The organism is Methylobacter svalbardensis (assembly GCF_037671525.1).
GTDB classification, from domain to species: Bacteria; Pseudomonadota; Gammaproteobacteria; order Methylococcales; family Methylomonadaceae; genus Methylobacter_A; species Methylobacter_A svalbardensis.
On the sequence record NZ_JAWPOH010000011.1, the window covers coordinates 68,409 to 92,431 of the forward strand.

Genomic DNA, 24,023 nt, shown 5'->3' on the forward strand with positions numbered 1-24,023 from the left:
AAAGACGATGGGTGAGCGTGTTGAAGTTAAGTTTTTTCGTCTTTAGCCCTGTGCCTTTCGCCTGATCGGTTTAATCTGTGTTGATCTGTGGCCGAATAGTTACATTAATAATTACCGACAACTTTACTCTGTAATTAAATAGGACTAGAATGGTCCTCAATTAATGAGGGCAACATATGTTACGGTTGAGTAAGTTAACTGATTATGCAACAGTCATTTTAAGTTTTATGGCTAAAGACAAAATACAGGTGCATGCCGCTATGGAAATAGCGGCAGTAACCGGCATTGCTTTGCCTACGGTCAGTAAAATCCTTAAAATGCTGGTTAACGCCAAGATGTTGATTTCTACGCGCGGGGCCAAAGGCGGTTATATTTTAGCCAGAATGCCGGAAGAAATCAGTGTGGCGGCGGTTATCAGCGCACTGGAAGGGCCGATTGCCCTGACCGAATGCAGCATTTCCCATCAGGGCTGCGAGCAGGCTTCGGGCTGTGATATTCGGGGGAGCTGGGGTTTGATTAACCAGACTATTCATAATGCGTTAGAGTCGGTGACGTTGGCCGATTTAACCAGACCTGCTGCTGTGCCGGAAGAAGTGATGATTCCGCTCAGCAGTTTATATCGATAGGAAGTTTTTATGTCAGCAAGCACACAAGAAATCAGTAATTTGATCAGTCAGGGTTACAAACAGGGTTTTGTCACTGAACTGGAAACCGATACTTTCCCGCCGGGACTGGATGAGGCGGTTATTCACCGCTTATCGAAGGTCAAAAACGAGCCTGAGTTTATGCTGGAATACCGGCTGAAAGCGTTCCGTCATTGGCAAACCATGAAGACTCCGAAATGGGCGTTCGTCAAGTTCGATCCTATCGATTATCAGGCGATCAGCTACTATTCAGCGCCTAAACGCAAGGAAGACGGGCCGCAAAGTCTGGATGAAATCGATCCTCAAGTATTGGAAGCCTACAAAAAACTGGGTATTCCTCTGGATGAACAGGAGCGTCTGGCTGGTGTTGCGGTCGATGCGGTTTTCGACAGCGTGTCGGTAGCGACTACCTTTAAAGGCAAGCTGAAAGATGCTGGCGTTATTTTTTGCCCCATTTCAGAAGCCTTGCGCGATCATCCCGAACTGATCAAGCAATATCTTGGTTCGGTCGTGCCGCCTACCGACAATTACTTTGCTGCCTTAAATGCCGCCGTATTTACCGACGGCTCGTTCGTCTATATTCCCAAAGGCGTGCGTTGCCCGATGGAATTGTCGACTTATTTCCGGATCAACGCCGCCAATACCGGACAGTTTGAACGGACCTTGATTATTGCCGACGAAGGCAGTTACGTCAGTTATCTGGAAGGCTGCACTGCGCCGATGCGGGATGAAAATCAGCTGCATGCGGCCGTGGTTGAATTGATCGCAATGAAAGATGCCCAGATCAAATATTCCACCGTGCAGAACTGGTATCCCGGCGATAAAGAGGGCAAAGGCGGTATTTATAACTTTGTGACCAAACGCGCCGATTGCCGGGGCGAGAATTCCAAAGTGTCGTGGACGCAGGTGGAAACCGGTTCGGCCATTACCTGGAAATATCCAAGCTGCATCCTGACCGGCGATAATTCGACTGGCGAGTTTTATTCGGTGGCGCTGACCAATAATTATCAGCAGGCCGATACCGGCACCAAGATGATCCATATCGGCAAAAACACCAGCAGCACCATTATTTCCAAAGGTATTTCGGCAGGCAAGGCGCAGAACACCTATCGCGGTTTGGTCAAGGTGCTGAAAAGCGCGGAAAATGCCCGTAACTATACCCAGTGCGATTCGCTGTTAATCGGCGATAAATGCGGCGCGCATACTTTCCCTTATGTGGAAGTCAGGCAGCCCTCGGCTCAGGTCGAACATGAAGCGACGACCTCCAAGATCAGCGAAGATCAGCTGTTCTTTTGCCAGCAACGCGGCTTGTCGGCCGAAGATGCGGTATCGATGATCGTCAACGGTTTTTGCAAGGAAGTATTCAGGGAACTGCCGATGGAGTTTGCGGTTGAGGCGCAGGCTTTATTGGGGCTTAGTCTGGAAGGTTCAGTAGGCTAAATCGTATTAAATACGGTCATTTCACCGTCGGAATGACTTATAACAGTTTAAAAATATATTTAGGTAAAACAACATGCTCAGCATAAAAAATCTTCACGTCAGCATCGGCGACAAGCCCATTCTTAAAGGCATTAACCTTGAGATTAAAGCCGGTGAAATCCACGCGATTATGGGGCCGAACGGTTCCGGTAAAAGTACCTTGGCGCATGTGTTGTCAGGTAAGGGTGGTTACACCGTCACCGAAGGCTCGGCGACTTATCAGGGTAAAGATTTACTGGAAATGGCTCCTGAAATCAGGGCGCGTGAAGGCGTGTTTTTGGCATTCCAATATCCGGTGGAAATTCCCGGCGTCAGCAATATCTATTTGTTGAAAGCGGCGCTGAACTCCATACGCAAACATAATGGACAACCTGAAGTTGATGCGATGGATTTTTTAACGCTGGTTAAAGATAAAGTGCGCTTGTTGGAAATGGATGAGAAGTTTCTTTACCGTGCGGTTAACGAAGGTTTTTCCGGAGGCGAAAAGAAACGTAATGAAATCCTGCAAATGGCTATTTTGGAACCCAAGCTGTGCATTATGGATGAAACCGATTCAGGTTTGGACATAGACGCTTTAAAAATCGTCTCGGAAGGCGTTAATTCCTTGCGTTCGCCGGAGCGCGCGTTTGTGATGGTGACGCATTACCAGCGCTTGCTGGACTACATCAAACCGGATTTTGTTCACGTTTTGGCGCACGGCCAGATCGTCAAATCTGGCGGTGCCGATCTGGCATTGGAGCTGGAAGAAAAAGGTTACGGTTGGGTCGAAGAGGCGGTAGCGTAATGAATACGGCAACAGCAAGCCGTTATGCGGCTGAATATCAAACCATAGCATCGGCATTGCCGGGGCAAAATTTGCCTTGGTTGCAGGCGTTAAGAACACAGGCATTGACGGAATTCTCAGCACATGGCTTTCCATCGCCACGTGAAGAAGAATGGCGCTACACCAACGTGTCCGGCATTGAAAAGAAACTGTTTTCGCCGTCGATAAGTTTAAGCATCGATGAAGTCGATGCCGAGTGGCTGAAATCGGTTCAACTGGAAGATGCCTGGGTCTTGGTTTTAGTGAACGGCCATTTCTCGGCAGAGCTTTCGGTTTTAGACGGTCTGCCCGAAGCTGTTTCAGTGACGAGCATGGCTGATGCCTTGGCAAAACAGCCGGGCACAGTGGAAAAATATTTAGGTCTGGCCGCCGATCAATCGGAGCACAGTTTCATTGCTTTCAATACCGCGTGGTTTACCGACGGTTTGTTTGTACATGTACCGGCCAAGCAGATTTTAGACAGACCGATACAGGTTCTGCATGTTGTGACCGGCGTCGATCAAATGGCGACCACCCGCAATATCATTATTACCGACGCTTTGGCCGAAGTTAAGGTGATAGAAACTTTTATCTCCAGGGATGGAGTGTATGCCGCAAGTCTGCCGGGAGCAGATGCGGCGATCGGTGCGACTAATGCCTATTTAACCGCCGCAGTTACCGAGGTTTTTGTCGGCCAGAATGCCGATGTGACTCTGTATAAGCTACAAAGCGAGTCTGAAAAAGCCTATCATTTTGGCGGCAGCTACATTAAGCAGGAGAGAGATGCCCGGTTTACCCATCACAATTTCGCCTTTGGCGGTTTACTGGCGCGTAGCGATATTCATGTCGATCTGGATCATGCGTCGGCGTGCGAACTGAATGGTTTGTACTTGGGCGTCAAGCGTCAGCATATCGACAACCATACCCGCATCAATCACTTGAAACCTCACGCGATCAGCCGCGAGCTGTACAAAGGCGTGCTGGATGACAGGGCCAGAGGCGTGTTTCAGGGGCGGGTGATTGTGGCTGAAGACGCCCAAAAAACCGATTCGCAAATGAATAACCGCAACTTGCTGTTATCGGATGATGCCGAAGTAGACACCAAGCCGCAGTTGGAAATTTATGCCGATGATGTAAAATGCGGACATGGAGTCACGGTTGGGCAACTGGATGAAAAATCCATTTTTTATCTGCAATCGCGCTGCGTTGATGAAGAAACCGCGCGTAACATGCTGACCTTTGCCTTTGCCAACGAAATGGTCGATAAGATCAAGATTAAAAGTTTGCACGACAGGGTCTTAGAACAGGTATTGGCGCGCTTCCCGCAGCAAGGCGTGAACAAGGAATGGTTATGACGACAAGTTTAGACATCAATAAAATTCGCGCCGATTTTCCGATATTGGCTGAACTTATACGCAACAAACCGCTGGTTTATCTGGATAATGCGGCCACTTGCCAAAAACCGCAGGCGGTTATCGACAGCATCGTACATTTATACAGCCATGATTACGCCAATGTGCATCGCGGCGTACATACCTTAAGCATACGCTCTACCGATAAGTATGAAGGCGCACGCACCAAGGTTAAAGACTTCATTAATGCGGCCAGCGAAAAAGAGATTATTTTTGTCAGAGGCGCTACCGAAGCCATCAATCTGGTCGCGCAGACCTACGGCAAAGCCAATATCAAAGCCGGTGATGAGATTTTGATTACCGCCATGGAGCATCATTCCAATATCGTGCCTTGGCAATTGCTTTGCCAGCAGACCGGCGCAATCTTGAAAGTTGCACCGATTAATCTGCAAGGCGAATTGATCTATGCTGAGTTTGAAAAACTGATCAGCGATAAAACCAGGCTGGTTTCAGTCGTGCATATGTCCAACGCGTTGGGCACGATTAATCCGGTTAAAAAGATTATCGCAGCGGCTCATGCCAAAGGTATTCCGGTGTTGCTGGATGGCGCGCAGGCTATTCCGCATATGGCGGTGGACGTGCAGGATCTGGATTGCGATTTTTATGCTTTTTCCGGCCATAAACTCTATGGGCCTTCTGGCATAGGCGTGTTATACGGCAAACAGGCTTTGCTGGAAGCCCTGCCTCCGTATCAGGGCGGCGGCGATATGATCCGCAAGGTCACCTTCAAAGAAACCGAATATAATACGCTGCCTTACAAGTTTGAGGCAGGTACGCCCAGTATTGCCGATGTAGTCGGTTTGGGTGCGGCCATCGATTATCTGAATGCCATCGGCATGGATAATATCGCCGCCTATGAAGCCGAGCTGCTGGCCTATGCCACTGAAAAAGCTAGGCAAATTAAAGGGCTGCGGATTATTGGCGAGGCGGAGCATAAAGGTGCGATTCTGTCTTTTGTGTTGGATAAGATACACCCCCATGATATTGGCACCATGCTGGATAGCTTGGGGATTGCAGTCAGGGCAGGGCACCATTGCGCGATGCCGGTCATGGACTTTTTTGAAGTCCCCGCGACGGCGAGAGCATCCTTTGCAATGTATAACACCAAAGAAGAAATTGACGTTTTAATGAAAGGCATAGAGTCCCTGATTGAGGTATTTGGCTAATGCTTTCGACTATCAAAGCAACTATTTGTGCAGGCGAAGAGTCGGGCTTTGTTGCCGAATGTCTTGAGTTGCCTATTGTCATTCAGGGTCAAACACTTGATGAAGTGACACTAAACTTGCGTGAAGCGATAAGCTTGCATTTGGAAGGAGAAGATTTAGTCGCTTTGGGTTTTACACCTAATGTGCCGATTGTGATTAGTTACGAAATATCAGTTCCGCTATCTTCAGGTATTCGTCAGCCTGTAGTTTCGTGGTTAAAACGGAAAATGCGAAAGAATATACTGGTATTGGCTGGTGTCTCAGTGGTTACGCTTTGGTTGGCTGCACTGCTTATGGGGCAACTATTCTTTACGTCATGGGAAGAACGAGGTCAGTTTGGCGACCTTTTTGGTTCAGTTAATGCTTTATTTAGTGGTCTTGCCTTTGTTGCTTTGATTTACACCATCCATCTTCAAAGGCAGGAGCTGTCGTTACAACGCATAGAACTTAAGTTACAGAGAGAAGAAATGGTGGCATCGCGAGGTGAGTTGGCTGCCCAGGTTGCAGCTCAGAAGTCTTTGGTAGAGTCCATAAATAATTTAAGCTTGATGCTGAAACAAGCATTTATGCAAATGAACTTTAATAGGCCTCGTTGAGCATAATCGATTAAATCGTTAATGAATTAGAAAGCGGCTAATTTTATCTTTAAATAATTGTTAGCCATTTTGATTCTGAATAAATTTCACAGAGAATAAATATGTTTGATGATTTACGCGACCTCTATCAAGAGGTTATTTTTGACCACAACCGTAATCCACGCAATTTTCGCGTCATGGAAAATGCAGACCGAAAAGTGGAAGGCTTTAATCCGCTATGTGGTGATCGCCTGACTTTATATTTAAAAATGGATGGCGATGTGATTGCCGATGCCAGTTTTCAGGGTTCAGGTTGTGCCATATCGACTGCGTCTGTTTCGTTAATGACCGAGATAGTCAAAGGTAAAACCGAACAGGAAGCCGAGAATTTGTTTAAAAAATTCCATGAAATGACCACAGGTAAAGATGAAAACTTTAATCTTGAAGCGGTCGGAAAACTGGCGGTATTAGCCGGAGTTCGGGAATATCCGGCGCGGGTTAAATGTGCGACATTGGCCTGGCACACACTTGATGCTGCGTTGAAAAACGAACAAAAATCGATTTCTACAGAGTAATAGTTGAGCACGAAAATTTCACAGCAAAAATATATCGGCGCCGCGCCTGTTCCCGACAGGCTTGCGGCATACACACCATCCCTGGCGATTGCCGCGCCTGCTCCAGACAGGCTTGTGGTATACACACCATCCCTGGCGATAAAGCTGGCCGTACTTTACCAAGGGCAGGGCGATGTTCTCCCGTTCCAACAGTTGGCAGAAAGATTGCACGTTCCTTTGTACCAGTCGCTTAGCGAAGATAGCCCAGAAGATTTTTTTTTAAGCTGGCGGGACGGCTGTTTAAAACTGCTTGACAGAGAGTTGCTTAAAAAAGGCGGTTTGGTCGTCGATATAGAGCCGCGTAATGGTGAGCAGCGTTCATGGCCTGCGCCGAAAGACGGCGCTTTGGCTCAGGCGCTTGGCCGCAAAACCAGAACCGTTATCGATGCGACTACCGGCTGGGCTCAGGACAGCTTGCATATCTTTCGCATGGGCTATGAGCTACTGTGTATCGAACGTTCTCCTGTTATGGCGGAACTGCTGACAGACGGCTTTGCCCGACTGGCGCAACTGGACTGGATGCTGCGGCTTAATCTTGAGCCTCCCAGCTTGCTGCAGGGTAATGCTATCGAGCTGTTGGCCGAATTGGAAAGTGCTCCCGATTGCATTTATCTTGACCCTATGTTTCCGCCTAAACGCAAAAAATCGGCATTAGCCAAAAAATCGATGATGGTATTGCGCGATCTGCTGGGCGACGATCAGGATAAGGAGCAACTTTTTGAGGCCGCCTTAAAAGTCGCCGGGAAGCGCGTGGTGGTCAAAAGTCCCGATTATGCCGAACCTTTGGGCGGCAAGCCCAGTCAAAGTTTTCAGGGTAAGTTGTTGCGTTATGATGTTTATTTGAAGGGCTAAAGACGAAAGACACATATGTGACCTACCAGCGGTCGCCAAGTTTAACATGCAACGATAACGGATAAAAAATGTCAGATTGGATAGATGTAGTAGATCAAAATGCCTTGGCGAATGGCGAGAACATCGTCATAGATGTCGATGGTACCGATGTCGCGATTTTTAAAATCAACGATGCATTTTATGCGATTGAAGATGTTTGTACCCATGACGGGGCTGAAATCGCCAGCGGCATACTGGATGGGGATGAGATTATCTGCCCCCGCCATGGCGCACGTTTTTGTGTCAAAACCGGCGTAGTAAAATCCCCGCCCGCCTATGAGAACATCGACTGTTTTCCGGTCAGAATCGAAAACGGTAAAGTACAGGTCAGAGACAATCGCTGGGATTAACGTTGATCCGTGCAGTAATACCCTCTTGGAAAATGTAAAATAGGCTTGCCTATAAAATATTTTTCAAATCTGCGTTGAGTATTCTTACCGATATTCCGCATCCTTAAAAAACAAGCATTTAAAATCAGTCGATTGAAAATAATATCATTCAATATCAATAGGATGCCAAGGGGTGTGGAATGTCGGTTCGTCACGCTGCAACAGGCTTAGATTTATTCGTAAAGAGAATCGCTTAAATCGGGTGCTTTAGCCGGTTTGGATAGCTTGCTCTGATGGATCATTTGAAAGGCTTTATCGAAATCCGCATTGATAAAACTTCTGGTTAAATGCACGCACAAGCAATAAACCGCCGAATAATCATCGGTGCGGCCGGAAGTGCAGTTATGGATTTTGTCAGACAGGGCGCGCATGAGCGATATCACAAAGCCATCGTGCCGCCATGTTACCTGATGATCGATAACATCGTCGCCTCGCATAGCCACAGCGCCCAATGCACAATAGGCCAGATTAATCAGCCCTGCCAATATTTCTACCATCTCGCCCGCTTTAATGGCTTTTAAAACCGCGCTACCTTCATCCATCAATAAGGCTTGGCGGAAAACGACATCCATGTCGGATAGCGGCACATTTGTTCCGTGTTCTGCTTGCGGAAATGAAAATGTGTCGTGGAATTCCCTAACTAATTTCAAGTGCTTGTTCATGCTTTTGTCCTCTGTCCGGTCTATTTAATCGAGCGCTATTTTCCCCTCGATGCAATGGCTGACGCCAATAGCAGGAGCTTCCAGCGTCATTTTAATTTCTATGGTCTCGGAACCGTTCAGCTTTCCGCTTTCAACGGCTTTGAATACAGCGTGTTCGATCTCGCGTTGTGAGGTGATGCCGACATTTTTGAGGAATTTTCTGATGTCTAGATTTAAGGTATCTTCATTCATTTGGATCTCCTAAAGGTAAAGTGATGGTTTTTTTATGGTTGAAAAATTGACAGCACGTCATTGCAAATAACGCCCAAAATGATCCAGCAGATTTTCCAGTACATCTTCGCGCTCGGTATTCAGCGTTATTACACTCGCCTGTTCATGTTCCGATAGCGGTTGCGCCGATCGCTGTTGCTGATGCAATATGGTTACCGTCGCTTCCGAAGCATCGTCTTGCCGTTGCTTGATGCGTCTATATAATTCCTGCTCAGACGCTTGAAAATTAATGATATGAAACGGCACGCCGCAGCCTGCCGCAAGCTGCCGGAAAAGGTCGCGTTGTCCGGCTTTAAGAAAAGCCGCATCGATAATGACCGGAAAACCGGCTTCAAGCACGGCTTGGGCAAGTTCTTTAAGATGCAGGTAAGTTTTTATGCTTGCCTGTGGGGTATAAACTCCGCTGTCTATGTTGCTGCCGGTTTGCTCTAATGGCCGGTAGTCGAACAGCCGTTTGCGTTCTATGTCGGAACGTATCTGGAATGCGCCGATTTGTTCGGCGAGTTGGCAGGCGAAAGTCGATTTACCGGAACCTGAATAGCCGTGGGTGATAATCAGAAAGGTTGATCGTCGTTGGGTAAGCCGTTCGGCCAGATCTGCAAAAACTGTGTATTCATCGCGCGCCTGTTTAACAACGGTATCGTCATCTTGCTGCTGAGCCATGCGCAATAAGGACACTTTAGCCCGAACCAGCGCACGGTAAATCAGGTAATAGCGAAGCAATGCCAGTCCTGGATAATCGCCGGTGTGTTGCAAATAGCGATTAAGAAAACGGTAAGCATAGCGATTGTAACCAAAGTGCAACAGGTCGATAAACAAAAAAGCCACTTCGCTGATTACATCAATCCAGCACAGCATCGGGTTAAATTCGATGCAGTCGAACAGGGTTACTTTGCCGTTTATCATCGTCATGTTGCCCAGATGCAGGTCACCGTGACATTCGCGCACATGGCCTTGATGCTTGCGCCGCTGCATCAAATCAGCCAGATAACGCCATTCGCTATCGCCCCATTGCTGAATATTTTGAAGTTGCTGTTTTTGACCGTTATCGACCAGCAAAGGCCTGATATGATCGAAATTCTCTATAAACCAATGGTTGATGTTGGCACTATCGCCATAAGGGGAATTTTCGCCCGCCTGAGCAATCGTTTGATGAAAACAGGCGACACTGTCGACCAGTTGATCGATTTGATCTGTGCCTAGCTGTCCGCGCGCTGCATACTCACTTAGCAACTGCCCGGAAGGAAACTGAATCATCTTGACGGCGTATTCGATGGCTACATCAGCACCACCTATGTGCGGATGATCCGGGGTGCCGGTTATCGGCACGACCTCAAGATACAGCTCGGCGGCCAAGCGCCTGTTGAGTCTTAATTCTTCATTGCAGCAAAAACGGCGTTTTTCCAACGTGGAAAAATCCAGGAAACCGAAGTTAACCGGCTTTTTGATTTTGTAGGCGTATTGACCGGTCAGCAGCACCCAGGAAATATGGGTTTCAACGAGGCTACAGGTATTCATTCCAGATAATGCCTTGATGAGGGCTAGGCTAGAATCCAGCGCTGTGTTATTGCTCATGTTGTTAACCCCGACGCAGTCAATAACCTAATGATATTACGATCATGACATCAAGCGCAATGCCGGAAGGATCGGGCGGTTAAAAATACGTAATTCGCGCAGCGCCAAGACTAAGGTTTTAATGCGCTGTTTTTATCGCCAGCGTCAAAATAAAGTCGGTTTCAATGTCGAGTTGGTCGGCATCTTTAATGGCTTGCTGGGCGCTTTCATTGGCTCGCCACGCAAAAGGCGTCATCTGTAACAGCGCGATTCGTTGTTGGGGAATCGGGGAGATTTTATAACTGACGCGTTGGGTATCGATGCGCTCAAAGCCTTGGGGTACAACGTTCTCTAAAGCATGCTCTCGCACCTCGGCATAGATCAGTTCTTTTAATTGCCATAGATGCCTGGGGCCCGGCGTGACCGTTAGCAAAAGTCCTGACGGTTTCAGTATCCGCCTCAGTTCATCATCATTTGACGGGGCAAATACTCTCAGCACAAAATCAAAATACTGATCTGCATAAGGCAGCCGGTTTGAGCTTGCGACTATAAAGCGGGCATTGGGTTGTTTTTGGGCGGCAGCGCGTATCGCAAACTTGGCAATGTCGACGCCGTGCAACATCATTAGGTTTGAGCAATGAGCTTCAATTTTCCGGCTGTAGTAGCCCTCGCCGCAGCCCAGATCCAGCAGATGTGTAGGCTGGCTTGCCTTGAGCATCATCGCTACCGTTTTGGCCATCGGTTCATAATATCCGGCTTCCAAAAACTCGCGTCTGGCCTGCATCATTTGCTTGCTATCGCCCGGTTCTCCGGAGCGTTTATGCTGCACCGGCAACAGATTTAAATAACCTTCTTTTGCAAGATCAAAGTGATGGTTGTTTTCGCAAATATAACTTTTAGTGGATGGCTTTAGCGGTAGTGGGGCACCACAGAGCGGACATAAATAACAGGAGCTTGGCTTGTGATGTTGATGCATGAAAACAGGGATGGGGCTTTTACTCGTACTTAGCTTAAGCTAGGCCGTATAGAGATTTTAGCGGGATTAAGCGATGGTTTTTAATATAAGACAGGATCAACAACGTTAACCCTGTCCTAATCAAAAGTCAGATCTAATGATTAGATAGACTTGTAAAAACCTAATGCTTTATTTAATTCAGCAATGGCTTTTTCAGCATCTGCTTTTTTACCGAGTATCTGCGCTTGAATCAAGCTTTGGTATCCTTGTTTGGCAACGGCTTCGTTGCTGGTGATTTGCTCGGAAGCTTCACGCGCTGCTTTCTCATGCAAATAAGCGGCATTGAAATCGTGTTTGTCGATTTCAGCTAAAGCGGCTTCAATATGCGTAATAACTTCAGTGGCTTTTGCATCTTCGGCGAAAGCAGCGTTAGTTGCGCCTAAAGACATTGCCATAAAAAAAGTAAGTACTGCTTTTTTGATTAAATTCATCATATACCTATGAAGTGTTTTGATATGATTTCCAGACACTGTCCGAAAATTAATGATTGGAAAAGAAAATTCTTTCCGGGCTCTATGATATAGGATTAATCGAATTGCTTATACAGTCAATTTCAAATTAAAAGTTTTTCCCAAGCTAAATAAGGCTGGAGTTATTTTAGCTTAAAATATATTAATATTTTGATTTTAAAGAATAATTTTTAGTTTTTTTCATGGGTGAAATCGGCCAAATGACAGTGCAATATTATTTGCCGACAGCCTATAAATTTATCTGTAAAACGCGCAGTCACCAACAGGGTCTAAGTAAATCTCGGTATTTTCACTGTTTCCCAATCTCCAGATTGGGAAACAGTGAAATCGCTATAGATAACTATTTACTAACCTGGGCAATCCAGTCTTGCAGGTTGTAATAATTGGTAATGCGGGCAACTTTATTATCACGGATTTCAAAAAAAGCCCCGGCAGGCAGGCGGTATTTTTGCCCCTGTGCGGCAGGTAAGCCTTCGTCGGTTTTAATGTATTCACCCAGCACGACAAATTCAGCCGCCGCGCGGTTGCCGTCAGACGTAGCCATGATGACCATGTCGGCCAGCTGTTCTTGGTAATTGTTGTTCATGCAGGCCATGAACTGGGTGAATGCTTCCTTGCCGATTTCGCGTTTGCCTTGATTGATGTCGTGGATGACATCGTCAGTCAGCAGGTTAAGGAAAGACTCCATGTCGCCGCCGTTGAATGCGGCATAGTATTGTTCTACAAGCTTGATGCTGTCTTGGTTCATAGTGATTCCGAGGTCAATAAGTTAGAGTGATATGTGATTAGCCTTTTTCTCCATTATCCCGCAAGGTCACGGTGCGGTTAAATACCAGTTTGCCATCAATGCTGTCTAGCGCATCAAAGCAGAAATAACCGATTCGTTCAAACTGGTAACGGCTTTCCGGTTGCGGATTAGCCAGGCTGGCTTCCACTCTGCAATCAGTCAGGACTTCAAGGGAATTCGGGTTTATCGCATCCAGGAAGTTAGGTTCATTGTCCGGATTAGGCACGTTGAATAAGCGGTCATATAAACGCAGTTCCGCCGGTTGCGAGTGTTGCTCGGAAACCCAGTGGATCACGCCTTTGACTTTACGACCTTCAGGATTTTTGCCCAGGGTGTCCGGGTCGTAGCTGCAACGCAATTCGGTGATATTGCCGCCTTCATCCTTGATGATTTCGTTGCACTGGATAACGTAAGAACCGCGTAAGCGGACTTCGCCACCGGCTATCAAACGTTTGAACTTCGGCGGAGGGACTTCCGCAAAATCATCCTGTTCGATCAGTATGACTTTGGAAAAAGGCACGATGCGTTTGCCCAGTCCCGGTTTTTGCGGGTGATTGCCGACTTCCAGTTGTTCGCATTGATCTTCCGGATAATTATCGATGACCACGCGTAACGGCTGTAACACCGCCATGGCTCTGGGGGCGTTGTCGTTTAAATCTTCGCGGATGCAGTATTCCAGCACACCCATTTCTATCCATGAGTTTTGCTTGGTCAGGCCGATGCGCTCGCAAAAATCGCGTATCGATTTTGGCGTAAAACCGGCGCGGCGCAAACCGGCGATAGTCGGCATGCGCGGGTCGTCCCAGCCGCCCACGTGTTTTTCGGTGACTAACTGGTTGAGTTTGCGTTTGCTGACGATCGTGTATTCGAGCTGCAAACGGGCAAATTCGATTTGTTGCGGATGACTAGGCGTTTTAAGCTGATCCAGCACCCAGTCGTAAAGCGGGCGGTGATCTTCAAATTCCAGCGTACACAGCGAATGAGTGATGCCTTCCAGCGCGTCGGAAATACAGTGGGTGTAATCGTACATCGGATAGATGCACCAGTCGTTGCCGGTGCGCTGGTGATGCACGCGGCGAATCCGGTACAGCGCCGGGTCGCGCATATTGATGTTGGGTGAGGCCATGTCGATCTTGGCGCGCAGTACGTATTGACCGTCGGCAAATTCACCGGCGCGCATGCGTTTAAATAAATCGAGGTTGTCCGCTATCGTGCGGCTGCGGTCGGGGCTTTCTTTGCCGGGTTGGGTCAGTGTGCCGCGATATTCCCTGATTTGTTCGGCCGATAGGCTGTCGACATAGGCTTGGTCCTGTTCGATCAATTGCACAGCATAATCGTAAAGCTGTTCAAAATAATCCGAGGCGTGGTGCAATTCCGACCATTCAAAGCCCAGCCAGTGTACGTCGCGTTTGATCGCTTCCACATATTCATCGCTTTCTTTTTCGGGATTGGTGTCGTCAAAACGCAGATTACAGGCACCGTTATTTTCGGCGGCGATGCCGAAATTCAGGCAGATCGATTTGGCGTGACCGATATGCAGATAGCCGTTAGGTTCAGGTGGAAAGCGGGTGACGACTTTGCCGTTGTTTTTGTTGTCTTTGAGGTCATTGGCAATGATCTGGCGGATAAAGTTTGACGCAGCTGGGGTATCGTTTGTAGACATTGAGTTGGTATCAGTTATTGAAGGAAATTTGTGTGTCAAAAAATCAAATTATACATTGAATGAATCTGGAAAAAGCGCTTGGTCCACGAAAAACACTAAAAGCACGAAATAGGAAAAAGGGGTCAGGTTATTTTTTCATTGCCATTATTCATTTTTTTTGGTCGTCCCTGCGGTACAATTTTGGAGCGCCGACCCAAAATGGCTTCGATTTCATCCTGAAATTTGCCCGAACCAAGCGCACAATCCTTATTCAGATGTGTACGTATGGCTTCAATATCATGGGTTACCAGCGGTTGCTTGAAAAGCTCGCGATAAGTCAGCGCACATGCTTCTGGATTCGTGGCTAGGTGGAGGTACTCCTGCGGCTCGGTCAACCACTCCATGGAACGTCCAGTGGCATGATGCTGGTAGCTGGACCAGCGGTAATCCCCTGGATCAGCCACCATTCCAGCACGCACCGGGTTGAGTTCGATATAGCGCATGCACGTCAACAAATAACGCTCGCTGTCGACCAAACTTGATTTGAAGCGCCCTTCGAAGAGAGTTCCTGAACGCCGGTACGTCCTATTGATATAGCGCACATAACGCCGACCTACCGATTGCATTAAGCCGGAAATCCCACCCGATGTTTCACCTAGCGTTAACAAGTGGACGTGATTAGTCATCTGTACGAACGCATAAAGTTTGCAGTTGTTCTTCACCAAAGCTTCACGCAGGTATTCGAGGTAGATGCAATAATCGTCTTCGTGAAAGAAAATGGGCTGGCGGTTGTTGCCGCGTTGCACAATATGTTGCGGAACATTCGGCAAGTTAAGGCGAGGAAGACGGGGCATAATGGTTAAGTATTTGATAAATCACTTTTATGATAACACACAGCCCACAGAAATGTAACCTGACCCCTTTTCTACCGACCCCTTTTCTACCCTTTTCGGCCCCCTTTTCGGCCGAACAGTCATTCTGGCAACTTGAACACCGATTCTGGAAAAATCCAGAAAAGTGTTCAGCTTGAAACCAGAATTGGTGTTCAACATGAATCGGAATAGGTGTTCAGATTGGATCAGAATGACTGCCCAGGTTGGGCCAGAATATGCAATAATGTCTAATGCAGTAATTTCACACATTAAACACTAGCTTTAAGCATCATTCGCATCATTATGAACCCAACCATTTTTTTAACTATTTTCTCCGGAGTTACTGTTTATGTGCTCGGTCAAATAGCCGTAAAGTTAGTCATTGATCCAGTTCAAGACTTCAAAAAAACAATTGGTCAAATTTCTCATTATCTTATTGAATATAAAAACATAATAGACAATCCAGGTGTTGGCGATAATGATAAGATATGTGACGCATCGCAACACTTACGTAAGCTTTCTTCACAATTGCAAGCTCACCTTTACTTAGTTCCTCTATACACCATAACCGCATCCACATTTAGACTCCCAGGAAAAGAACAAATATCAATTGCAGGTAAAGCATTAATCGGCTTATCAAACAGCCTTCATCATGCAAGTGAAAACGTATATGCTGGAAATTCCAAAGATATTGATGACATTTGTAACTCGTTAAATATCTATAAAGACGTTAGTTGATTATTCTAAATAAATACAATAAGTGAATAAATATATATTACTAATAGTTCTTTCTATTCTAAGCCATAGCGCAATGGCGGAATGGGTCTTACTTAATAAGGCTCCTTGATGGTAGCCTAACCACTTACGTTGATACTGACACCCATAAGAAAGGCTCTAATGTAACAATATTAGTGCTGTATGATTTTACAGATATTCATTCTGGACCTCATTATGAAAAATATTTATCAGCTTTTTATTCCCAGGAGTATGACTGTGAAAATGAACAAGTTAAAATATTAAATGAAAAATTATTTTCAGGAAATATGGCGAAAGGCAAAATGATTGCTAGTCCAACTATGGATAATAAGTGGATTGCCGTAGAACCTAAAACCATATCAGATTGGATATGGAAGATAGCATGCACTAAAAAATGGACTAAAAATTAAAAACACGAATATGAATTATCTGAGCCAACCTAATAACGTGAACTCTATTAAATTGTTTTCACTCACTCCTAAAAAATGAGATATTAATATGTGGTTTATACAGCTATTAGCCTATATGTTACCTTCAACACTTGTAGTATATGTTTTTGGAGCAGTGTTGATTTATAAAATCAGACTAGCAATAGCTACAAAAATTGTTGGATTTTTAGTTGCTTGGCTTGCAACGGCAATAACTGCATTATTAATGGCTGATAGTAAAACGGTTTTATCCGCACAGCTTAAAGCACTGCCAGCATCAGTAGTTGGTGTAATAATTGCGTTAGTTGTGATTATTGTGGCAGGTAAAAGAAGATCTACAGCAGCGTAAATATCTAAAATCAGCTAAAACAAAATCAAGTTTATAGATCACTTCCCATTTAATCGGCCTGTAATCCTTTCACATTCTGCGGCAACCGCAATTGGCTCAGGCGGCGCATCAAAAAAAACAGCAGCGGCTATTTGAGCTTGAGACATATCTTGATAGTACTTAGATTGCATATATTCTATAACTTCCCTGTCATTAAGAATGCTCATCTCTGGAACAGCTCGCCTAGCTTTTTCTATGCGTGCCGACTTTAAAGACCTCGCGTCAACTTCATTTGAAACTTGTGCAAGACGGTCAGTGTTTTCTTGACAATACGATCTGGTAACCCAAATAGACGGTAAAAACGTCTCAGGAAAATTCTTTTTACATTCAGTCTTTAACGATCTCTCCCTCCATTCCCATTCAACACCGCCATGACTACTCATGTACTCGGCCCACTGCTTTTCATTAGTCCTACATTGTGAAAGAGTTACTTTTGGCAATTTTCTACACTCCGCAATCATTGCCTTTGCTGCGGCCTCTGTCTTCGCATTGGCGACATCCTTAATACATTCAGCTTCTGTTGTTGGAGTACAACCCAATGGATTGAAACAAATGGCTTCTGCACTGTCGATTGAAATAGACAATGTCATTGCTAAAATAATTTTACGTATACGTGAATTCATTAATTCGATAATAAAAAGGGTGGGTAATAGGTAAAAATAAATTACTAACCAATTGATTATTAATTATATTTTAATATATTGCTCAACAGATTCGCCATTTTTATCGTCGTCCACGATAACGTCCAATGTGCAATCCATCTAAGGCATGATTAAGACTATAATATAGTCACTGAAAAGTAATAGAAAGGGGCCTGGTTACTTTTAGTTCGGATAAAGTTTGACGCGGCTTGAGTATCGTTTGTGGGCATTGGGTTGGTATGAGTTATTGAAGGAACATAGAAAGGGGTCAGGTTACTTTTAGTTCGAAGTGCCATTCGGGTCAGGTTACTTTTCATTGCCATTGTTCATTTTTTTTGGTCGTCCCTGCGGTACAATTTTGGAGCGCCGACCCAAAATGACTTCGATTTCATCCCATAGAAAGGGGTCGGGTTACTTTTAGTTCGCGTCCGTAATGTAACCTAACTTGACCCCTTTTTACGCTTTTTATTGCCCCATTTTTATTACAGCCTATTGATTTATTTCGTGTCTTTCGTGCTTTTAGTGGATAAATCGCCGTTTTAAGGATGAAGGCCGGGGAACTATTCGCCAGCCATGGTCTGTATCCGGTAAAAGCCTTCGCCATTATGGCCTAAAACATCGGCCAACCAGGGTAAAATCTGTTTCATCTCAGCGGTTAACGTCCACGGCGGATTGATCACGATCATGCCGCTGGCGGTCATGCCGTGTTCATCGCTAACTGCGCGTATGCCCAGCTCAAATAACTGCACATTGTTGATGCCGCAGGCTTTTATCGCGCGTTCCAGCTTTTGGTTTCGACTGCGTTCAATGACCGGATACCAGAGCGCATAAGTGCCGGTGGCAAAGCGTTTATGCATGGCGGTCAGCGTTTCAACCACCTGTTGGTAATCGCTTTTCATCTCATAAGAAGGGTCGATCAGTACCAGTCCCCGGCGCTCGAACGGCGGCAACAATTTTAAACAGCTGGTTAAACCGTCGGCATGAAACACGCTGATGCGTTTGTCTTTGTTGGCTTCAGCGGTTAATAGCTTTATTTCGGTGTTATGCAGTTCAAATAAACACAGGCGATCTTTGTCGCGCAGCAATTGTTTGGCAATTAACGGCGAGCCGGGATAGCGGGTTAATTTGTCAGAGCTGTTAAAGCGTTTGATTAGGCTGACATAGTGGGCAACACTGTCCGGTAAGTCATTACGTTGCCATAACTTGGCGATGCCGTTGTCAAATTCCCGGTTTTTTAAGGCGTAGTCACCGTCCAGCGCATATTTTCCGGGGCCGGCATGGGTATCGATGCAGCAGAATGGTTTGTCTTTTTTTCTTAAGTACTCAAGGCCTTGTATCAGGGTAATATGTTTTAAAACGTCGGCAAAATTGCCTGCGTGAAACGAGTGTCGGTAGCTGAGCATGATGAATTTAATTGTTTAGAGTACTTTGTCGACTATTGCCATGCCTATTTCAAAAGCAATCAGCCAGATAATAATCCATTCCAGTATTGATGAATGTCGGTGTTTTTGCTCATCGGCCAGCATTTCAAATAACTCGTGGATAGTTTCCAGCTTTTTTGACAATACGTCAGTTCGCGGGCTTACTTCGAGGTATTTTGCGGTGACTCCGTAAAAGGCCTCATATTCCGGATATTCCCAAAAGAAATCAGGCGTATCCAGCAAGTCGTAATTTAAAATGATGTCGCTTTTGGTTAAAAACAGTTGTCCGCGAATTTTCGCGATTTGATGGCGGCTTAAGTTGATTTTTCCGGTTTTAGCCAATGACTTGGGAATGTAGCTGGTATTGTTGATGGTGGTTATCGCGTTGGTTTCAAAAGAGGCCAGCTTAATCGATTGGGCCATACCTTGGGATAATGAAAATATCAGGATGGGATCGGAAGACTCGATTTCAAGATGATCTTCAATAATACGTGTGATCGGGCAATCAAGAATAAAAGTGAAATGGTCTTCCTCTGTAGAGGTCAGTATGTTTTCTGCATGATCCAATAATAAATGATGCAGCTTGATCTGCTGTTCTGAGCTGACATTCCAGTGTACGACAGCACCATAAGCAAAGACCACCGACCAGGATTGATCATGCTCAATCAGCAATGCGCCTTTAATAATGCGTATCAGCGTTGAGTCTGACAGCAATTTTGCTAAGGTACTAATATCAAAGCGTTGCGCCAGACAGTAAGCTACACATTGTTTAATTGACTTGTTTGCAGGCATAAAGTACTCCCAAAAGTTGGGTCGGTGTGGTAGTGAAGTGAGTGGGGCTCGCCACGAGTGCCCTACAAAAGTATCATTATTTTTCGGTAATTTTTACCAGCCAGCCATTTTCGCCATCACATCTTGAAATTTTACTATTCACCTTGATATTGATTCTTGCAGTGGTGTTAACCAACTCGGCGGGTAATTTCCCTTTTACCAGAAAAAATGTCTCTTTATTTTCCGTAGTCACTTCAACCGGAATCGTCTTAACGGTAACGTGAATTTGTTCAGGCTTGGCAACATTGAAAGCCATAAAAGAGAACGCCGATCCCGGCGCAACGGTTGCTAAGTTGGCAGGCAAAAACTTGGTCAGCTGCGGTTTTAAGCAGGCATTCTCGCCGCCGCCGCCGCCGCCGCCGCCGCTTGCGCCGTGTCCGCTATGATGCTCAGAGGCGTTGACGGTGCTAAAGCAAGATGCGATAAAAAATACAGCGAGTAGTCTTGGTGTTTTCATAGGTCTACCTTTAAATTGTTATTTTTGTCGTGACCGGTATAAGGCGAACACTCGTTACGCTTTGGACTGTGATTAAAGCCAAAAATTCTGTAGGTGAAACCGTCTCTACATGTCACTAATTATATTCATAAATAAGGTGTCATCATAAAACATTGGCATAGTCTTGTTCCAGTTGCTTGAAATTCATTGACGACATGAAGCGGCTGAAACTCAGCCAGGATGACAGTCCCATCAGGTCTTTGAACTGCGGCGGCAAAAAGCGTGGCGCTATCACCGTGCCTTCTTCAACCAGATCGACCAGCACTTTCATATCTTCGATCATGGTTTTGCCGCAAAACAGCAGCGGAATGCGATCCGGTTTGCCCTTGCTGACGGCCAGACGCATGAAATTATAGGTCAGCACGAAACCTTTGATATAGGTCAGGTCTTTGGTAAACGGCATACCGTCAGAACTGCTGCCCCTGAATACCCGGCTGCTGAGCGTATAACTCTCTTCCTTGTCCAAGCCTTTATCCCTAAAGAAATCGAATATGTCCAAGAAGTCCGCGCCTTCTTCGGCCAGCGTGATCGCGCGCACCCGGTTGATCAGGCGCATCAGCCGGTTGGGTGTGGAACTGAAGGTTAATATCTCCATCAATACCGCCAGTCCTTCCTGGGTGATGGTCGCGGACGGCGGCCCTTTGCCGAGAAAGGTGCAATAAGGCTGGGCCAGACCGTTCAGGGTAGTGCCGAGATGCACCCATATCTCGTGAACCTCAAGCACACGCAGATCGCGCATGTTGAACAGCGCATCGGTACGTAATTTGATGTAATCGGTACCGGCGGCGGCATCGGCGACGATGCCATCGCTGAGCATCGCGCGCAGGCCTTCGCCGGGAAACACGGTTTGAATTTTTTCGTTAAGGAGGTCTACCGCATCCTTGGCATTAATGGTCTTGGGTTCTTCAACCAGAAAATCCAGTTGTAATAATTGCGACAGGGTTCCTTCCATCATGCTGCCCAGATCGGCTATGGTCGGGTCGCCGACATGAAAAACGTCCTGGGATGAGCCGTATAATTCCTGGGAAATATTGGAGAAGGTCGGCTTGCCTCTGGCCTCCAGCATACGCACTACGTCCAGATATTCCTTGCAGATTCGGCGCATGATCACGCTGAGCGGGTTGAGCTGGCCGAGCTTGCGCATTAAATCGCGTTCAATCTGGTAAAACTCGTGTTTCTTTTCGTTCGGATCAAAGCCCAGCGGGCGATTTTGATAATAATCCGGCGTCACGATCGGCAGTTTTTTACAGTTGCCATCGAAAAAAGCCTGCTTGATTTGGTCGTCCCATTTGATCGCGTCGAGTATGCGGATCGGCTGTTGAGCCTTGACGATCCGATCCGACAGCGTTTTGACTTCGGTCAGATAAGCGGAAGGTTTAGCGGCTTTTTTGCGCATGTGTGTCGTCCATTAGCGGTGCAGTGTTTAAATGGGAAGGCGGTCAGCCGTACCAGCAGCGAAACCATAACCAGTATATCAATAGATTGCCTAAGCCCAATGGAATTCCGACACGGGCAAATTCAAAAAAACCGAGGGTGGCTGCATGTTTTTCCGCATGCTGAATAATAATCACATTACTGGCGGCACCCAGAATCAGCAGATTGCCGGCGATAGTGCTGCCGGCTGCCAGGGCCATCAGCGATTCGGCACTGGGATGGCTCAGCATCGGCAGGTACAGCGCAACCAGCGGCACATTGGAAATCAGCTGACTGAGCGAGGCGCTGAGCAGCATGATAGCCGGAAGGGTCGTCAGGTCCATGTGCAACGCATTGACCTGTCGCTGCATGATGCCGGTTTGCCAGACGCTGGACATCAGCACAAACATGGCCGCAAAAAACAGCAAGGTTGACCAGTCCAGGCTTTTTAACAGGTTTAGCCGGGCAGAGCCGAACAACAACGGCGGCAGGGCGGCGATAAGGGCGATATGGCTTAATTCAAGCTGCACCGTGCTGTGCGTGGCGGATAGAATGATGTTGAGCGTTATCAGTCCGATCAGCAAAAACAAGGAGGCTTGGGCCAGTTTGGCCAGTTTTTTATCCAATAGTTTGACGGGGCTATGGGTAAGCGGCATAGCGGTGATGAATTGTTGCCGATAAACCAGGCGTAAAATCCAATAAGCGACAATCAAATTAATCAGAGTAGGGATGGCGAGCGCCTTAAAAAAAGTCAGAAAAGGCGCGGACAAGCCACCCTGACTGGCAATCAGAAAATTCTGGGGATTGCCGATAGGGCTCATCACGCTGCCGATGGTGATGGCATAAGCCAGAGTCAATAACAGCAGCCGGCTGTTGATGTTGTGTTCCCGAGCCAGGCGCAACACCAGCGGCGTGCCTATAATCGCGAGCGTATCGTTCATCAGCAGTGCAGAGCTCAAGGCCGCACCGAACAAAATGCCGCAAACCAGTTGCGGCACCGAGGTCATCCGGTTAAATAAATGATAGGCGAGGGCGTACAGGTAGCCGCTGGCGACCAGCGCCTGACCGATGACAAACATGCCGAACAGAAACAGCATCACATTAAAATCGATAGCCTTTAGGGCGTCGGGCCCGCTAATTTCGCCGGTAGCCAATACCGTCAGTGCGCCGCAGGTCATTGATTGCCAGATCTTGATATTAAAATGGCCGATTTTACGCACGGCGATCAACGCAAATACCGCAAACAGGGTTAGCACCGATATGTTCATTTTGTTCCTGATAAGGGGGCTGTTTTAAAAATGGTAATAGTTTCAATATGCTACGCAAGCAGCACCGGAAAGATAATTTTGTCTGGAATATTTAAAGGTTGCTTAAGACTAATTTAAGATTAAATGATCAAAATAACGATACCAGTATTAATACCTATCAAGTATCAGCGCGAGCAGAACCCACTATGAATGAAAGTGACATTATTTCATCACGACGCAAGTTTTTGAAAAATATGGCTTATGGTTCCTTGTTAATGGTGGGAGGAATCGATGTCGTCAATGCCAGAGCTAGACATCATATAGCCCCACATGCACATGCTTCTCATAAAACCCATGTTCATGACATGTTACATCATCACCTTTCCTCAAAAAAGTCCTTACATAGGATTGATGCCTATACCAATCTGGCTCAAAACTCGCCTTCGCATAAGGTTCTAGCTTTACATAATACGCATACCGGCGACCGCTTAAAGCTGACTTATTTTGAGCGGGGGAATTATGTCGAAGACGCACTTCTCGAAATCAATCATCTGTTTCGTGATTACCATGACGGTAGTGTTCATCCCATTGACCCTGCATTGCTGGATCAGTTGTATGATTTAAAACATAGTCTCGAAGTCAGGAAGCCTTTTAATATCGTTTCCGGTTATCGATCGCCGGCTACCAATGCCGATTTGCGCAGACACAGCGATGGCGTTGCCAAAAACAGCCTGCATATGCAGGGCAGGGCGATTGATATACGTCTTGAGGGCATAGATACCAAACGGATTAGAAATGCAGCTTTGGCCCTGCGCCGTGGCGGCGTTGGTTATTACCCAAGATCCAATTTTGTGCATTTGGATACCGGCAGCGTAAGAAGCTGGGGCAGCTAGTACTCAGTCATTCTTGTAATGTCGGATAAAGTTTCTTCAACTTTACCCGAGCGTCCTCATTAGTAAAGCGCCATTCCATAGGTCGAACAATAGCATTTTTTTTTTCTTGCCATGCTGCGATTTCCTTTTTTAATGTTTCTTGGTCCGGAATGCGACGATCCAAACATTGACGAGAAAGAATGCTCAATTCTATTTCCGCCATATTTAACCAGCTGCCATGTTTTGG

Annotated in this window: 27 protein-coding genes and 1 pseudogene; 13 read left to right on the forward strand and 15 right to left on the reverse strand. The window is 46.3% G+C overall.

Translation table 11 applies throughout. The features are described 5' to 3' along the window. Window positions 1-176: 176 nt before the first annotated feature. The 9 genes from RW114_RS06685 to RW114_RS06725 all read left to right on the forward strand — a co-directional run bounded on the left by RW114_RS06685 (window position 177) and on the right by RW114_RS06725 (window position 7,972). Window positions 177-626 (forward strand): SUF system Fe-S cluster assembly regulator, encoded by a 450-nt coding sequence (locus tag RW114_RS06685; protein WP_340121961.1) that lies wholly within the window; start codon window positions 177-179, stop codon window positions 624-626. Window positions 627-635: 9 nt separating this feature from the next. Continuing rightward, complete coding sequence (sufB, locus tag RW114_RS06690; protein ID WP_340121962.1) at window positions 636-2,084, forward strand: Fe-S cluster assembly protein SufB; 1,449 nt, start codon at window positions 636-638, stop codon at window positions 2,082-2,084. Between the two features lie 73 nt (window positions 2,085-2,157). Beyond that, entirely contained in the window at window positions 2,158-2,907 is a 750-nt protein-coding gene (gene sufC, locus RW114_RS06695; protein ID WP_340121963.1) for a Fe-S cluster assembly ATPase SufC, read from the forward strand. Continuing rightward, window positions 2,907-4,280, forward strand: a complete 1,374-nt coding sequence (gene sufD / locus RW114_RS06700; RefSeq protein ID WP_340121964.1) for a Fe-S cluster assembly protein SufD — start codon at window positions 2,907-2,909, stop codon at window positions 4,278-4,280. Before sufC ends, sufD begins: the two co-directional genes overlap by 1 nt. Next, the gene (locus RW114_RS06705; RefSeq protein WP_340121965.1) at window positions 4,277-5,503 is read left to right on the forward strand and encodes a SufS family cysteine desulfurase; all 1,227 of its coding nucleotides are present in this window, start codon (window positions 4,277-4,279) and stop codon (window positions 5,501-5,503) included. Before sufD ends, RW114_RS06705 begins: the two co-directional genes overlap by 4 nt. Beyond that, on the forward strand, window positions 5,503-6,138 hold the full coding sequence (locus RW114_RS06710) for a type II toxin-antitoxin system HicB family antitoxin (RefSeq protein WP_340121966.1): 636 nt from the start codon (window positions 5,503-5,505) through the stop codon (window positions 6,136-6,138). Before RW114_RS06705 ends, RW114_RS06710 begins: the two co-directional genes overlap by 1 nt. Before the next feature lie 101 nt (window positions 6,139-6,239). After that, window positions 6,240-6,692, forward strand: coding sequence for a Fe-S cluster assembly sulfur transfer protein SufU (gene sufU / locus RW114_RS06715; RefSeq protein ID WP_340121967.1), 453 nt, complete (start codon window positions 6,240-6,242; stop codon window positions 6,690-6,692). A 132-nt stretch (window positions 6,693-6,824) separates the two neighbouring features. Beyond that, the gene (locus RW114_RS06720) at window positions 6,825-7,583 is read left to right on the forward strand and encodes a class I SAM-dependent methyltransferase (protein ID WP_340121987.1); all 759 of its coding nucleotides are present in this window, start codon (window positions 6,825-6,827) and stop codon (window positions 7,581-7,583) included. A gap of 68 nt (window positions 7,584-7,651) precedes the next feature. Continuing rightward, a complete protein-coding gene (locus tag RW114_RS06725) occupies window positions 7,652-7,972 on the forward strand; it encodes a non-heme iron oxygenase ferredoxin subunit (protein WP_340121968.1) in 321 nt (106 codons plus the stop codon). 212 nt (window positions 7,973-8,184) lie between these two features. On the opposite strand, the gene RW114_RS06730 is transcribed toward RW114_RS06725, so the two are convergent. The 8 genes from RW114_RS06730 to RW114_RS06765 all read right to left on the reverse strand — a co-directional run bounded on the left by RW114_RS06730 (window position 8,185) and on the right by RW114_RS06765 (window position 15,265). Further along, a complete protein-coding gene (locus tag RW114_RS06730) occupies window positions 8,185-8,673 on the reverse strand; it encodes a nucleoside triphosphate pyrophosphohydrolase family protein (RefSeq protein WP_340121969.1) in 489 nt (162 codons plus the stop codon). Between the two features lie 24 nt (window positions 8,674-8,697). After that, the gene (locus RW114_RS06735; protein ID WP_340121970.1) at window positions 8,698-8,904 is read right to left on the reverse strand and encodes a DUF6494 family protein; all 207 of its coding nucleotides are present in this window, start codon (window positions 8,902-8,904) and stop codon (window positions 8,698-8,700) included. A 57-nt stretch (window positions 8,905-8,961) separates the two neighbouring features. Further along, window positions 8,962-10,518 carry a bifunctional aminoglycoside phosphotransferase/ATP-binding protein gene (locus RW114_RS06740; protein WP_340121971.1) on the reverse strand — a complete coding sequence of 519 codons (1,557 nt, stop codon included), beginning with the start codon at window positions 10,516-10,518 and terminating at the stop codon, window positions 8,962-8,964. A gap of 118 nt (window positions 10,519-10,636) precedes the next feature. Further along, a complete protein-coding gene (rlmA, locus tag RW114_RS06745) occupies window positions 10,637-11,473 on the reverse strand; it encodes a 23S rRNA (guanine(745)-N(1))-methyltransferase (protein WP_340121972.1) in 837 nt (278 codons plus the stop codon). 140 nt (window positions 11,474-11,613) lie between these two features. Next, window positions 11,614-11,943, reverse strand: a complete 330-nt coding sequence (locus RW114_RS06750) for a hypothetical protein (RefSeq protein WP_340121973.1) — start codon at window positions 11,941-11,943, stop codon at window positions 11,614-11,616. 379 nt (window positions 11,944-12,322) lie between these two features. Next, complete coding sequence (locus RW114_RS06755; protein ID WP_340121974.1) at window positions 12,323-12,730, reverse strand: ketosteroid isomerase-related protein; 408 nt, start codon at window positions 12,728-12,730, stop codon at window positions 12,323-12,325. A 37-nt stretch (window positions 12,731-12,767) separates the two neighbouring features. Continuing rightward, complete coding sequence (locus RW114_RS06760; protein WP_340121975.1) at window positions 12,768-14,432, reverse strand: glutamine--tRNA ligase/YqeY domain fusion protein; 1,665 nt, start codon at window positions 14,430-14,432, stop codon at window positions 12,768-12,770. Between the two features lie 122 nt (window positions 14,433-14,554). Beyond that, window positions 14,555-15,265: a transposase gene (locus RW114_RS06765; RefSeq protein WP_340121976.1), complete on the reverse strand. Its 711-nt coding sequence runs from the start codon at window positions 15,263-15,265 to the stop codon at window positions 14,555-14,557. Between the two features lie 321 nt (window positions 15,266-15,586). On the opposite strand from RW114_RS06765, the gene RW114_RS06770 reads away from it, so the two are divergent. From RW114_RS06770 to RW114_RS06780, 3 genes are all read left to right on the forward strand, one after another. After that, window positions 15,587-16,021 carry a hypothetical protein gene (locus RW114_RS06770; RefSeq protein WP_340121977.1) on the forward strand — a complete coding sequence of 145 codons (435 nt, stop codon included), beginning with the start codon at window positions 15,587-15,589 and terminating at the stop codon, window positions 16,019-16,021. A 95-nt stretch (window positions 16,022-16,116) separates the two neighbouring features. Beyond that, window positions 16,117-16,449: a surface-adhesin E family protein gene (locus RW114_RS06775; protein ID WP_340121988.1), complete on the forward strand. Its 333-nt coding sequence runs from the start codon at window positions 16,117-16,119 to the stop codon at window positions 16,447-16,449. A gap of 115 nt (window positions 16,450-16,564) precedes the next feature. Further along, window positions 16,565-16,816: a hypothetical protein gene (locus tag RW114_RS06780; RefSeq protein ID WP_340121978.1), complete on the forward strand. Its 252-nt coding sequence runs from the start codon at window positions 16,565-16,567 to the stop codon at window positions 16,814-16,816. 38 nt (window positions 16,817-16,854) lie between these two features. Here RW114_RS06780 and RW114_RS06785 read toward each other — a convergent pair whose 3' ends face one another. The 6 genes from RW114_RS06785 to RW114_RS06810 all read right to left on the reverse strand — a co-directional run bounded on the left by RW114_RS06785 (window position 16,855) and on the right by RW114_RS06810 (window position 22,925). Beyond that, window positions 16,855-17,478 carry a hypothetical protein gene (locus tag RW114_RS06785; RefSeq protein ID WP_340121979.1) on the reverse strand — a complete coding sequence of 208 codons (624 nt, stop codon included), beginning with the start codon at window positions 17,476-17,478 and terminating at the stop codon, window positions 16,855-16,857. A gap of 578 nt (window positions 17,479-18,056) precedes the next feature. Next, a complete protein-coding gene (locus tag RW114_RS06790; protein ID WP_340121980.1) occupies window positions 18,057-18,899 on the reverse strand; it encodes a 23S rRNA (adenine(2030)-N(6))-methyltransferase RlmJ in 843 nt (280 codons plus the stop codon). Window positions 18,900-18,914: 15 nt separating this feature from the next. After that, on the reverse strand, window positions 18,915-19,709 hold the full coding sequence (locus RW114_RS06795) for an RMD1 family protein (RefSeq protein ID WP_340121981.1): 795 nt from the start codon (window positions 19,707-19,709) through the stop codon (window positions 18,915-18,917). Window positions 19,710-19,785: 76 nt separating this feature from the next. After that, complete coding sequence (locus RW114_RS06800) at window positions 19,786-20,205, reverse strand: hypothetical protein (RefSeq protein ID WP_340121982.1); 420 nt, start codon at window positions 20,203-20,205, stop codon at window positions 19,786-19,788. A gap of 142 nt (window positions 20,206-20,347) precedes the next feature. Continuing rightward, complete coding sequence (locus tag RW114_RS06805) at window positions 20,348-21,640, reverse strand: flavohemoglobin expression-modulating QEGLA motif protein (protein WP_340121983.1); 1,293 nt, start codon at window positions 21,638-21,640, stop codon at window positions 20,348-20,350. A 43-nt stretch (window positions 21,641-21,683) separates the two neighbouring features. Then, window positions 21,684-22,925, reverse strand: a complete 1,242-nt coding sequence (locus RW114_RS06810; RefSeq protein WP_340121984.1) for an ArsB/NhaD family transporter — start codon at window positions 22,923-22,925, stop codon at window positions 21,684-21,686. 185 nt (window positions 22,926-23,110) lie between these two features. Here RW114_RS06810 and mepK point away from each other — a divergent pair, with 185 nt between their 5' ends. Continuing rightward, a complete protein-coding gene (mepK, locus tag RW114_RS06815; RefSeq protein WP_340121985.1) occupies window positions 23,111-23,797 on the forward strand; it encodes a peptidoglycan L,D-endopeptidase MepK in 687 nt (228 codons plus the stop codon). 7 nt (window positions 23,798-23,804) lie between these two features. Here the strand turns inward: mepK and RW114_RS06820 are convergent. Next, a pseudogene (locus tag RW114_RS06820) lies at window positions 23,805-24,023 on the reverse strand (IS630 family transposase); the annotation flags it as partial.

Bases quoted from the DNA above. Each gene is read 5' to 3' on its own strand.
- mepK (WP_340121985.1), top strand. From the start codon at position 23,111: ATGAATGAAAGTGACATTATTTCATCACGACGCAAGTTTTTGAAAAAT.
- RW114_RS06710 (WP_340121966.1), top strand. From the start codon at position 5,503: ATGCTTTCGACTATCAAAGCAACTATTTGTGCAGGCGAAGAGTCGGGC.
- RW114_RS06765 (WP_340121976.1), bottom strand. From the start codon at position 15,265: ATGCCCCGTCTTCCTCGCCTTAACTTGCCGAATGTTCCGCAACATATT.
- RW114_RS06805 (WP_340121983.1), bottom strand. From the start codon at position 21,640: ATGCGCAAAAAAGCCGCTAAACCTTCCGCTTATCTGACCGAAGTCAAA.
- RW114_RS06770 (WP_340121977.1), top strand. From the start codon at position 15,587: ATGAACCCAACCATTTTTTTAACTATTTTCTCCGGAGTTACTGTTTAT.
- sufD (WP_340121964.1), top strand. From the start codon at position 2,907: ATGAATACGGCAACAGCAAGCCGTTATGCGGCTGAATATCAAACCATA.
- RW114_RS06685 (WP_340121961.1), top strand. From the start codon at position 177: ATGTTACGGTTGAGTAAGTTAACTGATTATGCAACAGTCATTTTAAGT.
- RW114_RS06780 (WP_340121978.1), top strand. From the start codon at position 16,565: ATGTTACCTTCAACACTTGTAGTATATGTTTTTGGAGCAGTGTTGATT.
- RW114_RS06740 (WP_340121971.1), bottom strand. From the start codon at position 10,518: ATGAGCAATAACACAGCGCTGGATTCTAGCCTAGCCCTCATCAAGGCA.
- RW114_RS06790 (WP_340121980.1), bottom strand. From the start codon at position 18,899: ATGCTCAGCTACCGACACTCGTTTCACGCAGGCAATTTTGCCGACGTT.
- RW114_RS06800 (WP_340121982.1), bottom strand. From the start codon at position 20,205: ATGAAAACACCAAGACTACTCGCTGTATTTTTTATCGCATCTTGCTTT.
- RW114_RS06785 (WP_340121979.1), bottom strand. From the start codon at position 17,478: ATGAATTCACGTATACGTAAAATTATTTTAGCAATGACATTGTCTATT.
- rlmA (WP_340121972.1), bottom strand. From the start codon at position 11,473: ATGCATCAACATCACAAGCCAAGCTCCTGTTATTTATGTCCGCTCTGT.
- RW114_RS06730 (WP_340121969.1), bottom strand. From the start codon at position 8,673: ATGAACAAGCACTTGAAATTAGTTAGGGAATTCCACGACACATTTTCA.
- RW114_RS06750 (WP_340121973.1), bottom strand. From the start codon at position 11,943: ATGAATTTAATCAAAAAAGCAGTACTTACTTTTTTTATGGCAATGTCT.
- RW114_RS06755 (WP_340121974.1), bottom strand. From the start codon at position 12,730: ATGAACCAAGACAGCATCAAGCTTGTAGAACAATACTATGCCGCATTC.
- RW114_RS06760 (WP_340121975.1), bottom strand. From the start codon at position 14,432: ATGTCTACAAACGATACCCCAGCTGCGTCAAACTTTATCCGCCAGATC.
- sufB (WP_340121962.1), top strand. From the start codon at position 636: ATGTCAGCAAGCACACAAGAAATCAGTAATTTGATCAGTCAGGGTTAC.
- RW114_RS06725 (WP_340121968.1), top strand. From the start codon at position 7,652: ATGTCAGATTGGATAGATGTAGTAGATCAAAATGCCTTGGCGAATGGC.
- RW114_RS06810 (WP_340121984.1), bottom strand. From the start codon at position 22,925: ATGAACATATCGGTGCTAACCCTGTTTGCGGTATTTGCGTTGATCGCC.
- RW114_RS06705 (WP_340121965.1), top strand. From the start codon at position 4,277: ATGACGACAAGTTTAGACATCAATAAAATTCGCGCCGATTTTCCGATA.
- RW114_RS06735 (WP_340121970.1), bottom strand. From the start codon at position 8,904: ATGAATGAAGATACCTTAAATCTAGACATCAGAAAATTCCTCAAAAAT.
- sufU (WP_340121967.1), top strand. From the start codon at position 6,240: ATGTTTGATGATTTACGCGACCTCTATCAAGAGGTTATTTTTGACCAC.
- sufC (WP_340121963.1), top strand. From the start codon at position 2,158: ATGCTCAGCATAAAAAATCTTCACGTCAGCATCGGCGACAAGCCCATT.
- RW114_RS06795 (WP_340121981.1), bottom strand. From the start codon at position 19,709: ATGCCTGCAAACAAGTCAATTAAACAATGTGTAGCTTACTGTCTGGCG.